This window comes from Streptomyces sp. NBC_00190, assembly GCF_036203305.1.
GTDB lineage: Bacteria > Actinomycetota > Actinomycetes > Streptomycetales > Streptomycetaceae > Streptomyces.
Genome location: NZ_CP108131.1, coordinates 2,750,419 through 2,762,888 on the forward strand (window position 1 = coordinate 2,750,419; position 12,470 = coordinate 2,762,888).

General features: G+C 68.2%; 19 protein-coding genes. 2 read left to right on the forward strand and 17 right to left on the reverse strand.

What is annotated here, in order from left to right:
- Positions 1-42: 42 nt before the first annotated feature.
- The gene (locus OG429_RS13360) at positions 43-285 is read right to left on the reverse strand and encodes a hypothetical protein (protein WP_328925544.1); all 243 of its coding nucleotides are present in this window, start codon (positions 283-285) and stop codon (positions 43-45) included.
- 32 nt (positions 286-317) lie between these two features.
- Here OG429_RS13360 and OG429_RS13365 point away from each other — a divergent pair, with 32 nt between their 5' ends.
- Together OG429_RS13365 and OG429_RS13370 are read left to right on the forward strand one after the other, a co-directional pair.
- Complete coding sequence (locus OG429_RS13365) at positions 318-728, forward strand: DUF6262 family protein (protein WP_328925545.1); 411 nt, start codon at positions 318-320, stop codon at positions 726-728.
- A gap of 268 nt (positions 729-996) precedes the next feature.
- A complete protein-coding gene (locus OG429_RS13370) occupies positions 997-1,407 on the forward strand; it encodes a hypothetical protein (protein WP_328925546.1) in 411 nt (136 codons plus the stop codon).
- A gap of 358 nt (positions 1,408-1,765) precedes the next feature.
- Here the strand turns inward: OG429_RS13370 and OG429_RS13375 are convergent, their stop codons facing one another.
- The 16 genes from OG429_RS13375 to OG429_RS13450 form a co-directional block, all read right to left on the reverse strand.
- Positions 1,766-2,119 carry a hypothetical protein gene (locus tag OG429_RS13375; RefSeq protein WP_328925547.1) on the reverse strand — a complete coding sequence of 118 codons (354 nt, stop codon included), beginning with the start codon at positions 2,117-2,119 and terminating at the stop codon, positions 1,766-1,768.
- A gap of 11 nt (positions 2,120-2,130) precedes the next feature.
- Positions 2,131-2,556, reverse strand: a complete 426-nt coding sequence (locus OG429_RS13380; protein WP_328925548.1) for a hypothetical protein — start codon at positions 2,554-2,556, stop codon at positions 2,131-2,133.
- On the reverse strand, positions 2,553-4,040 hold the full coding sequence (locus OG429_RS13385) for a DNA cytosine methyltransferase (protein WP_328925549.1): 1,488 nt from the start codon (positions 4,038-4,040) through the stop codon (positions 2,553-2,555). The genes OG429_RS13380 and OG429_RS13385 overlap by 4 nt, the downstream gene beginning before the upstream one ends.
- 78 nt (positions 4,041-4,118) lie before the next feature.
- A complete protein-coding gene (locus OG429_RS13390; protein ID WP_327413842.1) occupies positions 4,119-4,604 on the reverse strand; it encodes a hypothetical protein in 486 nt (161 codons plus the stop codon).
- A gap of 51 nt (positions 4,605-4,655) precedes the next feature.
- On the reverse strand, positions 4,656-4,985 hold the full coding sequence (locus tag OG429_RS13395; RefSeq protein ID WP_328925550.1) for a hypothetical protein: 330 nt from the start codon (positions 4,983-4,985) through the stop codon (positions 4,656-4,658).
- 155 nt (positions 4,986-5,140) lie between these two features.
- On the reverse strand, positions 5,141-5,287 hold the full coding sequence (locus OG429_RS13400) for a hypothetical protein (RefSeq protein WP_328925551.1): 147 nt from the start codon (positions 5,285-5,287) through the stop codon (positions 5,141-5,143).
- Complete coding sequence (locus OG429_RS13405; RefSeq protein WP_328925552.1) at positions 5,284-5,478, reverse strand: hypothetical protein; 195 nt, start codon at positions 5,476-5,478, stop codon at positions 5,284-5,286. The genes OG429_RS13400 and OG429_RS13405 overlap by 4 nt, the downstream gene beginning before the upstream one ends.
- A gap of 11 nt (positions 5,479-5,489) precedes the next feature.
- The gene (locus OG429_RS13410; protein ID WP_328925553.1) at positions 5,490-6,140 is read right to left on the reverse strand and encodes a hypothetical protein; all 651 of its coding nucleotides are present in this window, start codon (positions 6,138-6,140) and stop codon (positions 5,490-5,492) included.
- A gap of 62 nt (positions 6,141-6,202) precedes the next feature.
- Positions 6,203-7,246: a helix-turn-helix domain-containing protein gene (locus OG429_RS13415; protein WP_328925554.1), complete on the reverse strand. Its 1,044-nt coding sequence runs from the start codon at positions 7,244-7,246 to the stop codon at positions 6,203-6,205.
- Positions 7,247-7,339: 93 nt separating this feature from the next.
- The gene (locus tag OG429_RS13420; RefSeq protein ID WP_328925555.1) at positions 7,340-8,476 is read right to left on the reverse strand and encodes a hypothetical protein; all 1,137 of its coding nucleotides are present in this window, start codon (positions 8,474-8,476) and stop codon (positions 7,340-7,342) included.
- Complete coding sequence (locus OG429_RS13425) at positions 8,476-9,576, reverse strand: AAA family ATPase (protein ID WP_328925556.1); 1,101 nt, start codon at positions 9,574-9,576, stop codon at positions 8,476-8,478. The genes OG429_RS13420 and OG429_RS13425 overlap by 1 nt, the downstream gene beginning before the upstream one ends.
- A 25-nt stretch (positions 9,577-9,601) precedes the next feature.
- Entirely contained in the window at positions 9,602-9,952 is a 351-nt protein-coding gene (locus OG429_RS13430) for a hypothetical protein (RefSeq protein ID WP_327413849.1), read from the reverse strand.
- A 222-nt stretch (positions 9,953-10,174) separates the two neighbouring features.
- Complete coding sequence (locus OG429_RS13435) at positions 10,175-10,756, reverse strand: hypothetical protein (RefSeq protein WP_328925557.1); 582 nt, start codon at positions 10,754-10,756, stop codon at positions 10,175-10,177.
- Positions 10,757-10,908: 152 nt separating this feature from the next.
- The gene (locus OG429_RS13440) at positions 10,909-11,160 is read right to left on the reverse strand and encodes a hypothetical protein (protein WP_328925558.1); all 252 of its coding nucleotides are present in this window, start codon (positions 11,158-11,160) and stop codon (positions 10,909-10,911) included.
- Positions 11,161-11,185: 25 nt separating this feature from the next.
- Positions 11,186-12,061: a peptidoglycan-binding protein gene (locus OG429_RS13445; protein ID WP_328925559.1), complete on the reverse strand. Its 876-nt coding sequence runs from the start codon at positions 12,059-12,061 to the stop codon at positions 11,186-11,188.
- Between the two features lie 38 nt (positions 12,062-12,099).
- Entirely contained in the window at positions 12,100-12,420 is a 321-nt protein-coding gene (locus OG429_RS13450; RefSeq protein ID WP_327413853.1) for a hypothetical protein, read from the reverse strand.
- Positions 12,421-12,470: the final 50 nt, after the last annotated feature.

The following is a 12,470-nucleotide window of genomic DNA, read 5'->3' on the forward strand; positions in this document are numbered from 1 at the left end:
GTGGCAAAGATCGCCAGGCAGAAATTTCACTGCGGACCAGAACTATTTGCCCAGGTCAGAGGACCCTAGATCCCGGATGTGGAGGGCGAGCCGGGACCCGGCCGCCACCTCTCCGATGCGCATGTCGGGGCCGACAAGCCGTGTGTGGTCGTCGTCCTGGAGCACGCCCTGGTCCACCAGTCCGTCCAAGAGCGCCTTGAAACTCGGGTACCAGTTGGCCGGGTCGCGGCGCCGGCGGTCCTCGTGGAACACGCCTATGACGTGGGCCCGGTCAAGCTTCGGCACGCCGCGAGAGGCGAAGAGGACGGCGACGCCGCATGAAGACCGGCTCTACCGCGGCCGCCATCGCCGCACGACAACGGCAGACCGAACAGAAGCTCGTCCAGGTCGAGACGGCCATCGGCCAGCTTCGCCGCGAACGCGGCCGACTGACCGTCCGGGCCATCGCCGACCGCGCCGGCGTCTCGGCCACGTTCCTCTACGAGAACGAGGCCGCCCGCGCACTCGTGAAGAATGCCGTCGCCGACTCGCGCAGCCGCCAGGACCGGACGGCCCAGCAAGAACACGACCGAGTCGAGGCGTCCTGGCGGGAGCGAGCCCTCAACGCCGAGAGCGAGCTGACCCGCACCCAGAAAGAGGTCTTCGCCCAACGGCAGCAGATCGGCGAGCTCATGGGCCAGTTCCGAGACTTCGACCAGATGGTCCCGGCGAGTCCGTCCAGCATCTGACCACCGAGAACACCACCCTCAAGCACCGCGTTCACCAGCTCACCCAAGAACACCGCAAGCTCCAAGAGCGGCTCGAAGGCGCCCGCTCCAACATCCGCTTCGCCGATAAACGCATCGCCGCCCCCTCGAAGCCCAGCTCCTGGAACAGCAGGAAACGTCTGTTGGCCAGATTGAGTGGCCCGATTTGGCTCTTTCGCTCTCCGTAGTCGGTCCGCTTCGCTTGGCACGCGACACCATGCATCACCGCCAACGAGGACGGAACCATCGCATGACCTCAGCCAGCCCCGAAGAATCCGCCGAAGCGACCGCCGGCGAGGGTATCCAGCAGATCCCGATCGTAATGAGCGTGACGGAGTTGCCCGCCGTCGCAGACGCCCGCGACGCGCTGCTGCGGGCCATCGGCCAGGAAGCTCAGAACCTCACGGACAAGTTCCCGGGCCAGGCATCCAAGGCCCTGGAAGAACTCGCACGGGCCTATGCCCTGGTGACCACCAACACCACGTCCGTCGTCGGCACCACACCCGCCGTCCAATCCCGCATGGACGACGCAAGAAGCAGCATCCACATCACAGCCGACGTCCCCACCCAGCAATTCCACGTTCAGCCCGTCAACCCGGACTTCGGCAAGGCCGAGACCATGAACTACAACACCGCGAGCGGGACACTGTCTGAGGGCTGACCCTCGTGCCAGGCGGTCCCGCCGGACTCCGTCCGGCGGGACCGCCCAACCCCCACCACATCACTGACGCCTACGCGACGCATAACCCCAGCTCAGAGCCAACACGGCAAGTTCGACGGTCGGTAAACTGGACGATGTGCCCCTCATCTGCGCTGGCTAGGGCAATAAGTCGGGCGAGGCGGCCGGGCGCCAGGTGCATCAGGTTGCCTGGCGGAAGATGCACGTGGGGCATCGGTCCGCGCAGATCCGTACGGTTCTGGTCTCCGGGTCGGCGACAGGGTCGACGTGTTCGGTTATCGGTAGTGGATCCCCTTCGGGTGGCCGCCCCGGGGCTGGCCCTGGGCGGCCGTAGAGCAGGTCAGGCGGCTTCAGCGGTAACGGCCGCTGCTGCGGTGTCGTCCTGGTGGGCGACGGCCTCGATGACGACGCCGGCGTATGTGCCGTAGGTGCGCCGGACGATCGCGTTGGGGTAGGCGTTGGAGGGCCTGGTGTGGGAGTCGGGGTTCTCGCTGCCGATGAGGGCCGCCCACCGCTCGTAGGTGCCGGTGGAGGGCCGGTCGAAGTAGAGCTGGACGCCGATCCGGTGGGCGTCGGTGTCGTCGTAGACGGGGCCGAGGTCGATCCGGGGGACGGGCAGGTCGGGGTTGGCCTGGGCGATCAGGGCTATGGCGGCCACGGGGGCGAGGAGATCGCGCATGGTGAGGTCGGTCATGGTGGCTCCTGTCAGGATGCTTCGTCGAGGACGAGGGCGAGCTGCTCGTGGCGGTTGAGGTGGTTGTCGCACTTGGTGCACATGCGTTCGGCGGCACGTCGGTGGGCGCGCACGCCCTGCTTGCTCCCGCAGGACTGGCGGCTGACAGGCGGCAGGAGCTCGCTGTCGTCGGCTCCGTCGACCGCGGCGAGGATGGTTCCGTCGTTCCAGATGCGGCCCCCGCACACGCCGTCGAACGCGGCCTTGGCCGGGTTGACCTGGAGGATGCAGGCGGCTCGGAACGGGCAGCGGCCGCAGACGTGCAAGATCGGGTCGCAGATGTCGCGTAGGCCGCTGATGTCGTCCCACCGGTCTGCGGCGGGCGAGAAGTCGCCGTCTCCGAAGCAGGGGGCGTGGTCGGTCACGTGGGTGTCGGTGGTCTGCCGGGGTCCGGTCACAGGACGGCCTCCAGTTGCTGGCCCAGCCACTTTGCGACGTTCACCGAGACGGCGTTCCCGGCCTGCATGGTCTGCTCGGCCTGGGTGCCGTAGACGACGGTTTTCTCGGGGAACCGCTGGCCGAGGAGCTGCTCGCGGGGGTTCAACATGCGGAAGTGGCAGTCCTCGACGGCGGGTGCGGTGCGCACGAGGCCGGCGGAGTCGCGGGTGGCGAGGGTGTGGAACGGTTCGGCTGCGGTCTTGACGGCGGCCTTGCGGTAGGGGATGACGAGGGTGTTCCGGGCGATGGCCGGGGCCGCGCCGCCGGGCACGACTAGCCCGTGGTGGTTGCCCTGGGCTGTGACAGTCGCCAGCGGGTCGGAGGCCCGGGACGCCGTGGCGTTGTTGCGGTACTCGATGATGAACGGGTCCACGGTCACCAGGGCCTCGCTCTCCCGGGTGAGGCGGGTGCGCAGCGGGACGTCAACGGGCGCTGCCTCCGTGTTCCACGATCCGCCGGTGGGAACGAGGAGCGCGTCGCCCTGCTTGGCGGTGCGGGTCGGCAGCGGCTGACCCCCTACCCCGAACGCCCGGTCGCCTCCGTTCTTGCCGTGGACGAGGTTGATGCCGCTCGGCTCGTACGGGAACTTGGCCAGGCCGGCGCGGATCCGTGCCATGGTGGTGTCCGCCAGGGGCCTGCGGCGGTCGCCGATGCGGGTTCCGAGGTCGCCCCAGTTGATGATGTCGCTGGCTGGCCGGACGTAGGGCTCGACCATGGCGTGGCGGCAGGCCGTGTTGGGGCAGCGGTAAATGTAGTCACGCCGGTACTTGCCGATGCGCTGGTTCTCATTGTTCCAGGACTGGCGGGCGTGCACGTCCTCGCCGCAGTCCATGCAGAAGGCGAGGGGGCGAGGCTCGACATTCGGGGCGCGCATGGTTTTGAGGGTGAAGACCACGTACATGCGGTCGCGCCACTGCGGGGCGCGCAGATTCATTTCGTCTCCGACGTGGGCGCTGGAGACGGAGACGATCTGTGCGCGGTAGCCGAGCTTGTCCATGGCGTCGATCCACACCCAGAAGAGGATCCAGTCCAGCCCGAACTCGACGACGTTCTCCACGATGACGGCCTTGAACTTCTTGGCCTCGGCGGCGCGGACGACGCACCAGGCCGTGGCTCGGGTCCGTTCGAAGGCGTCCTTGGGCAGGGAATTCCAGCCGTCGAGGCCGTCGAGCATGTCGAGCTGTTCGGATTCGCGGCGGCGGCCGCCGGCGGGGCTGATCTCGGTGCAGATGACGGACGCCCACAGCACGTCTGCGCGCGGCAGGTACTTCATGGGGAAGCCGGTGATGTCGATGCAGGCGTGGTCGGCGTTGGGGTGGTTGGCGGCGTGGCTGTCGATGGCGAGCTGCCAGTGGTTGACGCCGAGGACGAGCTCGTACCCGGCTTCGGTGAGGCCGGTACTGCTGCCGCCGGCACCGCACAGAAGGTCTATGACGCGGTTCACGGTGGTGGTGCTCCAAGAGGTCTGCCGGGGCCCCGCCCCGGCGGGAAGCGCCGGGGCGGGGGTAAGGCGGGTGAGGGGTCAGACGGTGCGCAGGCCGCCCGCGGCCTGGGCGACGCGGAGGAAGGCAATCCAGCGGGCCCAGGTCTGGTCGCCGAAGGGCAATTCGGCGCAGTCGTAGTTCGGGTGCGCCTCGTAGCGGTTGAGCGCGGCGGCGATTTCGCTCGGCGTGACCCAGAACCCGTCGCAGAAACGGAGCTTGTACGCGGGGATGGCGTCCGGTTCGTCGTCGGCTGCTTCACGAACGGCCTGGTAGGCAGCTACGAACGCGGCCTTAGCCTTCTGCCGCTCCTCGGTGAGGTCGGCCGTGTCCGAGAAGTCGGCGGGGTCCACGCCGTACTCCTCGAAGGTGGGCCACTGCGGGCGGTCCTTCTCGACCGTCATTCCGAAGTGGGCCATGGTGTCGATGACGCTTGCGCCTTGAAAGGCGGACAGGTAAAGGGAGTCGTTGGGGCCGGTCCCGCGTATGGCGCGGTTCTCACCCACGATGAAGAAGTCGTAGCCCATGTTCGGTCTCCAAGAGGTCTGGGTCGGGCCGCCGCTGCGGCGGCCCAAAGGTCAGAGCGCGGCGGCGCGGGTCAGGTCGAGGCGGTACCGGGCGTACTCGTCGTCCTCACCGAGGACCTCGCACAGCTGGGCCCATGTCTCGCGGTTGTGGCTGGTAAGGCCGCTGCTCCAGTTGCGGAGGTGGAAGATGTCCCAGGTGCCCGTGAACTCGGCGTACTGGCCGCCGGACGTCCAGTAGAAGCCGGTGGCTGTGGCGACCTCGGTGGTGCGGTTGAGCACAAGTTCCAGGCCGGTGGCGTCGAACGCGGCGTCGTGGTCGCAGTCGGTGAGTAGGTCGCGGACAGTTGCCGCAAGGAGTAGGCAGATAGATCGGGCTACCACGGCAGCATCTGCTTCGCGGGCATCGGCCCGAAGGTGGGCTTCGTGGAGGCGCAGTGCTTCAGGAAGTTGATAGCTCTGGCCGGTGGGCTGGGTCACGAGGAAGTCTCCGAGTGGTCTGGATGGCCCGGCCGCCAAAGAGGCGGCCGGGCGGGGTGCTACTTGTGAGCGGCGTGCATGCGGTGCTGCCCGCCACAGGTCATGCAGCGCGGGGCCCGCATGCGGGCCTCGTAGCGCAGCTCCTGCGCGACGATCACGGCGAGCCCGGCAGCGATGCCGCAGGCAAAGGCGAGAAGCCAGGTCACGACTGCCTCCCGTCACGGACGTCGCACGGGCCGAGGAGCTGAGCCATCGCGACCAACACGCCCTGTGCGTCTCCGGTCAGGCGCGCGTTCTCGAGGGCGGCCTCAACCCGTTCGCGCTGCTCCGGGGTCTGCGGGTGGGCAAAGAGGTGGTTGCAGGAGGGCTCGGGATTCTGAGCCTGGGACTCGGTCATGTGGCCCTCGCCTATTCCGGGGTCTGGCCGATGAGGGCGACGGCGACCGTGACGACGCCTCCGTCACCGGCCCAGACCGAGAGCGGCCAGTCGTTGCCGCCCTGCTGGTGAAGGCAGCGCCAGCCCATGGAGCGGAGCTCGGCGACCTCCCGGCCGTACCGGGCGATCGCGCCCTCGGGCTTGGGGAAGAAGTCGGTGATGGGCTCGACGGTCGAGTGGTCGTTCTTGAGGCCGGTGATGCTGACTGCCTTGAGGGGCTTGAAGCGGACCCCGAGGGCGCGCTGCTTGAGGAAGGTGGCGATCGCGTCGAACAGCGGCAGGTGCTGGTTGCCGTGGTGGGTCTGCGCTCCGGTCTCGGTGGAGTCGTAGACGATCTCCTGGATCGTCGCGACGTCGTCCTTGATTCGCTGGACGTGCCACCCCTCCACCTCGTCGGGGTCGGCGGGCAGCGTGTGCTCGGAGGTGATGAGCAGGTAGGAGCCGTCGTTCAGTTCGGCGGTGATGCCGTACATCCCGCCGCACAGCTCGACGTCGGTGACGAGCCCCATGCGGCGGAGCGGGGTGATGACGGGCTCGTAAGCCGACCACAGGGCCTGCCACACCCGGTCGTCGGTGTTGCCGTGGTCGGGCAACGGGGCGAGCTGCGAAGCCTCGCTGTTCATGATCTCTCCAAGAGGTCGTTGTGGCCAACAGTACAGAGTTGGGATCTATCTTTGAAGGCGTTTCAGGGCGCCTCCGCAGAACCGAACCCCTCCCCTGCTTCTTCTATTCTATATGCATCCGTGGGGGTGTCCACATTCCTGCGGGACTTTCGCCCCCGGGACGGAACTTCTTCCCGGGCCGCGTCCTTCCAGTTCCGAACCGCGCTCCTGGCCGCACTCCGCGCCTCCAGCACCGCGCCGGCGCTGAGGTCGGCGCGACGCCGGCGCTCGTCCGCGTCCCGGTGCCACTGGTCCCAGTGGTCATCGTTGGCCCGCCGCTCGGCGTCGCGCTCCCGGGCTTGCTGCCGCTTGCGTTCCGCGCGCGGGTTCGTGCCACAAGCGCGGCAGGAGGGAGCGGGGTTGCCCGCGTGCTTGGAGCATCCCGGCTTCTGTGGCGCAGCCTGCTGGTCGGTGGTACCGACGTCGCCGGAAGGCTCCCCTGCGGCGACAGCCGCGGGGGTAGGGGGGAAAGGAAGAACAGAGGAAGAACCAAGGAAGGAAGGGGTTCCACCGGTGGAACCGACAGGGTTCCCCGCTTGGAACTCCCCGGGTTCCACCGGTGGAACCTGACCCTCGCCTCCCTCAGGGTTCCCCTCGTGGAACCCACCCTGTGGAGGCTTCTCCTGCGGGGCCTGCGCCTTGCCTTTCACTCGGTCCTCGACGTCCTGGGCGGTCATCGCCGGCTTGGCCGGAGCCGCCCGCTTGACGCCCGGCCGCGCCTTGGCGGGGTTCTTCGGGGCGGCCCGCTGGGTCTCCAGGCGTGCCTTGAGGTCGGCGGTGCTGGGGATCGGAGGGATGCCGTTCGGGAAGACGCGGTAGACCGCAGCCCGCCCGGCCTTGCCCGTCTGGACACGCTCCACGAGGCCCTTGGCGACAAGCTCGGTTACCAGAGTGATGGCCCGCTTCTCGTTGACGCCGACCCACGCGGCCAGTCGCGCCAGGCCCGGACGGGACAGACGGGTCTCGTCATCGGCGGAGTCGGCGAGCTTCTGCAGCGCGAGCTTCTGGCTCTGGGTGATCACTTCCTTCGGCAGGTAGCTGGCAACGACCATCAGGTGGATAGACACGGGGCCCCTCGGAGGCGGTGTTTCTGGCAGGACAGGGGGCCCCGCCACCGCGGCAGTCGCGGTGGCGGGGCTGGAAGGCGGGCGGGGCCTGGGCTACCGCTGAACGGCGGTGACCCGGATGGCGCGCGTTGTCTTCTTCGCGGCCGTTCTCATGGGGATCGCGACCCCGGCTTCCTTCATCACGGCCTCCATGCGCTGGAAGTCGGCGCCGGTCTTCTCGGGTATCGGTACGCCGAGGACGTCGAAGGTGTCGATCATGGCCTCGCGGTCAACTTCCTGGACCGGGTTGCCTCCGGTCCATCTCAGCTGGTTCGGGCCGTAGATGCCCGCCGGTGAGTCGTCGAGCTTCGCGCGGGCCTTCTTCTTGATCCGCTGGCCTTCGGCCTCCATCTCGTGTCCGCGTACGTACTCGGACAGAGCCGTCTCGCGGTCCGCGTCGTCGTGGACGAGGACCGTCTGCACGGCGACTCCGGGAGTCTTGGGCTCTCCCCAGCATGGTGTCCGGAAGGGGCAGTTGTCGCAGATGGGGTCCAGCCCCGGCCCGTCGAACGACCGGGTGGCTTCCTCGGGGCTCTCGTACTCCATGACGCGCTGCACCCACCACCGAGCGCGGGTGGCTTCGGCCTTGTCGAAGGGGAACTCCTGGACGTACTCGGCCCCGTTGTCCCGGTTGACGAAGCGGAACCGGATGCGGCCGACGTCGATCGGGCCGAGCCTGGCCATCGGCTTCTGCCCGTGGATGTCCAACCAGCCCACCGTGCGAAGGAGGTCGGCGTACAGGTACGCCTGGCGGATCTCGGCTGCGGTGGCGCCGTACCGGATCACCCGGTCCCACAGGAAGGTGGACTTCGTCTTGATGTCCTCGACGGTGACCACGTCGGCCGGCGCCGTCGGCCGCAGGCGCTTGGGGAGCCGCGCGGCGGTGGACGCGTCAAGGTGGACGGCGTCGACGTGGCCACGGATGCTGTCGTCGGCCACCGCCGTCTCCACCAGCCAGCCGTACTCCGAACGGGCCGATCCGAGGAGTCCCTCGTGGAGGTAGGTGCCCAGGATCGCGGCTCGCTTGTCGGAGGTGTCCGTACGTTCGGCGCCCGACAGGATGTAGGCGGCTCGGCGCTCGCATACGGTGTCGGAAGCTCCCAGCTGACGCTGTTGCGACCGGGGGCGCCGCGCGTCCTGGATGTGCGCTGCGGGCCACAGAGACGGGCTGCTCACAGGCTGGGCGGTCATCAGGCCGCCTCCCCTTCGGACGCGCCGTCGACGCGCTTGCCGCGCTCGACGGCTGCGCGCAGCTTTGCGGCGACGTCGTCGCCTAGCGCCTGGTCCATGTCGTCACGGGGGTTCTCGATCTGTACGAGTCGGTCGCTGATGGCCGCCTGGATGGTCGATGCCTCCTGCCTGGTGAGGCCCGAGGTGTCCGGCCGCGTCTCGCGCCACAGCTTGGCGAGGGCTTCCTTCGCCGAGGTCTCCTCCACGCGCTTGAGCCACGGTGCCAGCCTGTCGCCGGCGAGCAGGGGCATGACGCGAGGCTGGGACTTTGCGGAGCAGCCCAGCCGGTTGAAGACCAAGTCCTCGATGGAGAAGTCAGGCAGCCGCATCGGGCGGCGCTTTTCGACTCGGAGGCGAAGTGACCTTGCCTTGATGATGTGCGGGTCTTCGTCGCGCTTCATGCGCACCCACACGGTGGCGTCGAATCCGAGGTCCTTGTGGCCGGAGACCTTCCATTCCTTACGGCCCGAGATGGGGTTGCCGTTCTCGTCTACGGCAGAGACTTCCTTGCCGCGAGCAAGCACGATCGCGATTCCGGGAAGGGTCTGGAGGAGGTGCATGACCCGCCCCCAGCGGTCCACGGCGTCGTTCCACAAGTTCATGGGGATGTCGATGCCGGCGTCGGGGTCCGAGGCAAGGACGGCCTTGTTCTTCCGCGTCCGCCTGGCCCTCTCCTGGGTCCAGTTGGTGAGCATGCGCCACAGCGCGGATCCGGAGTCGATGACGAGGACCACGGGCGGCTCACCGGCCTCGGCCGCACGGCAAGCCTCCGCGTGGACGGCCTCTATCTGCTCCAGGATGTCGCGGTAGCTGCCGTCATGGTCGATGACGAGGTAGTCGGCGCCGTCGATGGCGGCGTACTCGTCGGCGGACCCTTCGGACAGGTCAATCCAGTAGGTCTGCCCGGTGAGCGGGGAGGCCGAGAACTCGGCGGCGGCGTAGGACTTGCCGCTCCCTTCCTCGCCTTCGAGGACGAGCAGGGGATATGGGACCTGGCCGGTCGGCTTGCGGGTCTTGAGCTTGGGGGACGCCGGTCGCGCCGGCGCCTGCTGCTGGGACACGTCTCTCCAAGAGGTCGTGGTGTGGTCAGGCAGCGCGCAGTGCGCGGGTCTCGAAGAGGTCCGCCCAGTCGGGGCGGGCGCCGATGAGTTCGCGCACGTAGCGGCTGCGGAAGTCGTTGTTCAGCCGGAACTCATCGCCTCGCGTCGCTTCGCCGTAGCGGTAGCGGAGGAGTTCGAAGAGCATTCCGATGCCGATGCGCTGGAATCCCTTGCCGATCGCGTCTTGGACGAGGTTCTCCAGGTGACGCATCACCCAGGGGTTCAAGGCGTGGAAGGCCTCGAATCGCTGCTGGATGGTGAGATCGCGGACGGATTCCGGGAGGCGCACGGGCTGGATGTCGTCCAGGCCGAACAGGGTGGGCTGCTCAAGCGACATGATCCCCCCTCGGGATGATGACCAACGGTTCAGTGTTGGAATCTATCTTTCGATGTGGGGTCATGTCGATCTCGAACAGCTTCGACGGGTTCCGGCGGGTCTCGCATGCACACCTCCATGGCGGTCGATTTGCAGCTCGCGCCACCGCTCGAACGCGACAACGTACCTCTATTCTATATGCAAATAGGGGTTGAAACAAGAACCGATCACCTTAAATGGTGGCTATTCGGCGCCCTTTGCGGCTCCTGGCCCGCGGGGGATGATCCTCGATCCGTGGCCGTCGTACGTGCCCGCGAGGAGCGCGTCACGGACGCTCTCGTTGATCGTCCACCCACCACCGCGGGCGCTCGCCTTGAGCGCCGGCGCGTCCTCGAGAAGAGGTTCGAGAAGCCAGATCGGCGAGCCGGAGAGGGTGTAGTCCGCCGGACGGAGCCGCCCCGTCTTCGCCGCATTGCGGACCCCCGCGCTGTCGGTCAGCCCGAACAGCACCGCGATCTCCGACTGCCCCACCAGCGCAGGGAGGTCTTCGACGCGCGACTCCCAGTACCCCGGCTGCTGTTCCTCTACCAGGTGCTTGAGAACGGCTTCGTCCAGCTGCTTCGGCCGGGGGGTTGTCGTGCCGTACCGCTTCGCGAAGTCGAGCAGCCAGTAGGGCGAGCCCGAGATGATCCGTGCGTACTCGTAGTCGAGCCGCTTGTCGCGGCTGATCCACTGGCTGACCTGAAGCGGGCGCACTCCGTAGAGCGCCGCGAATTCGCGGACCCCCACCAGGTACGGCTTGCCGTCCTTCGCCTGACGAACCACTGCCACTCCTCACCCGCGCCGACTGTGCATATAGATTGTATCCACGGTGTCGGGGGGTCCGGATGCGGCGGTCAGCTTGGTATGGTGGTGGTTCCAAGAGGTCGAGGGCCCCCGCCGTGAGGCGGGGGCCCTCTTCCATATCCGAAGGTGGATCAGGCGGCCGGCGTCAGCCTCGACGCGTCGTACTTCGGCGGCCGCGCGTAACCCAGCAGCCAGCCGAACCGCGGAGAGACGTGCTCCTCGGCGAGGCGGAACAGGCCGTAGTAGGCGAAGATGACGGCCGGGGTCAGGACCCCGGTGACCGCATCGGCGGGCAGGTCCAGGCCGACCTTCAGGGCCAGGGCTACGAGCCAGCCGACGGCCGCCGGAACACCGGTGCGGATCAGGGATGCGTACAGGTTCAAGGCTGCTCCTCGAAGTCGGGGTCGGTCAGGCGAAGAGACGTCGCCACGTCTCGGGGCCGGGGAAGCCATCGGCGTCGTCGCCGCTCCACCCCTGGGCCCGCTGGAAGTCGGCGGTGTTGAGCCGGTCGGCCTCGCCCCACTCGGGACTCGGGCCCACGCGGTAGTGCGAGCCGAAGCCTCGCGCCACGAGCTGCTGCCCCAGGCGCAGGATGTGCTCGTTGGACTCCCCCGGGCCGAAGGCATTGCGGCCGGGGAACGCGGGGGCTCCACCCCCCTGCGGAGGCTTGGTGCCGGTGGGCGGCTTGCTTCCGGAGTCGGCCAGGATCTCCGACACCCGGGCACGGAAGTCATCCATATCGAACGTCGGGTCGACCTTGCCGGGCTGCCACTCCTTGTGGGCGATCACGGAGGCCGCCGTCCACCCGTGCGCCCGGCACAGGGCAGCCGCCCACTGCGCGGCCGCCTCGACCTGCTCCGGCGGCCAGGGGTCCTCGCCGTCACCCATGTTGACGAGTTCGGCGCCGTAGAAGTGGGTGTTGCCGTCGGTGTCGGCCCTGCTGTCGGTCGGCAGCTCGGACTCGGTGCGGACGGCCTGGAGGACCCGACCATCGCCCTTGCCGGCGTGGTTCGTCCTCCCGTGGCCGACGAGGTGAACCACGCCAGCCTTGTCGATGACGGCGTGGCAGAGCGGGCCCGGCAGGTCGCTGTGCCCGTCGTAGCAAAGCTCAACGGAGTAGGCGGTGCCCCGGCTCACCGTGTGATGGATCATGACGCCGTGGACGGGGCCGAACGGCCCTCGGTGGTTCCTGTTGTGGTTCCGCCAGTCGCCCACCTCCTCGACGGTGAGGCCGGCGGCCTTGAACGCGGACAGGACTCGGTCCGCAGTGAGCGGTGTTGCCATCAGGCGCTTTCCCGAACTCCCCCGCGCCGAGATGGGTGTTAGATGTCCAGCTTGGCCAGCAGTACCGCGACCAGAAGTGCAACCACCACGGGTGCAACGAGAGCGGAGAGAGCCAGGCGCCGGTTGGTCCGGGCGTCGGCCGCCTCGCGTTCGCGCTGTTCCCGGAGCTCGCCGAGGTCACCTTCGAGGGTGCCGATCCGCTGCTCGACAGCCCTCTGGTCCGCGGCGTACACGTCCTTGGTGACCATCTGCTCCAGCCGGCTGGCCAGAGCGGCAAAATCGGCGCGAAGATCGTCACGCAGCTGCTGAACCGCGCGCAGCAGCTCCCAGGGCGTGGGATCTTGGGTCGGGCCGGTCACGATGCTCCCCAGTCAGTCGGCCCCACGCCGGTCCTCATTCTACGGCTGTC

Excerpts from the sequence above, each read along its gene's own strand:
- OG429_RS13365 (WP_328925545.1), top strand. The coding sequence starts at position 318 with ATGAAGACCGGCTCTACCGCGGCCGCCATCGCCGCACGACAACGGCAG.
- OG429_RS13370 (WP_328925546.1), top strand. The coding sequence starts at position 997 with ATGACCTCAGCCAGCCCCGAAGAATCCGCCGAAGCGACCGCCGGCGAG.
- OG429_RS13375 (WP_328925547.1), bottom strand. The coding sequence starts at position 2,119 with ATGACCGACCTCACCATGCGCGATCTCCTCGCCCCCGTGGCCGCCATA.
- OG429_RS13390 (WP_327413842.1), bottom strand. The coding sequence starts at position 4,604 with ATGGGCTACGACTTCTTCATCGTGGGTGAGAACCGCGCCATACGCGGG.
- OG429_RS13405 (WP_328925552.1), bottom strand. The coding sequence starts at position 5,478 with ATGACCGAGTCCCAGGCTCAGAATCCCGAGCCCTCCTGCAACCACCTC.
- OG429_RS13410 (WP_328925553.1), bottom strand. The coding sequence starts at position 6,140 with ATGAACAGCGAGGCTTCGCAGCTCGCCCCGTTGCCCGACCACGGCAAC.
- OG429_RS13420 (WP_328925555.1), bottom strand. The coding sequence starts at position 8,476 with ATGACCGCCCAGCCTGTGAGCAGCCCGTCTCTGTGGCCCGCAGCGCAC.
- OG429_RS13430 (WP_327413849.1), bottom strand. The coding sequence starts at position 9,952 with ATGTCGCTTGAGCAGCCCACCCTGTTCGGCCTGGACGACATCCAGCCC.
- OG429_RS13445 (WP_328925559.1), bottom strand. The coding sequence starts at position 12,061 with ATGGCAACACCGCTCACTGCGGACCGAGTCCTGTCCGCGTTCAAGGCC.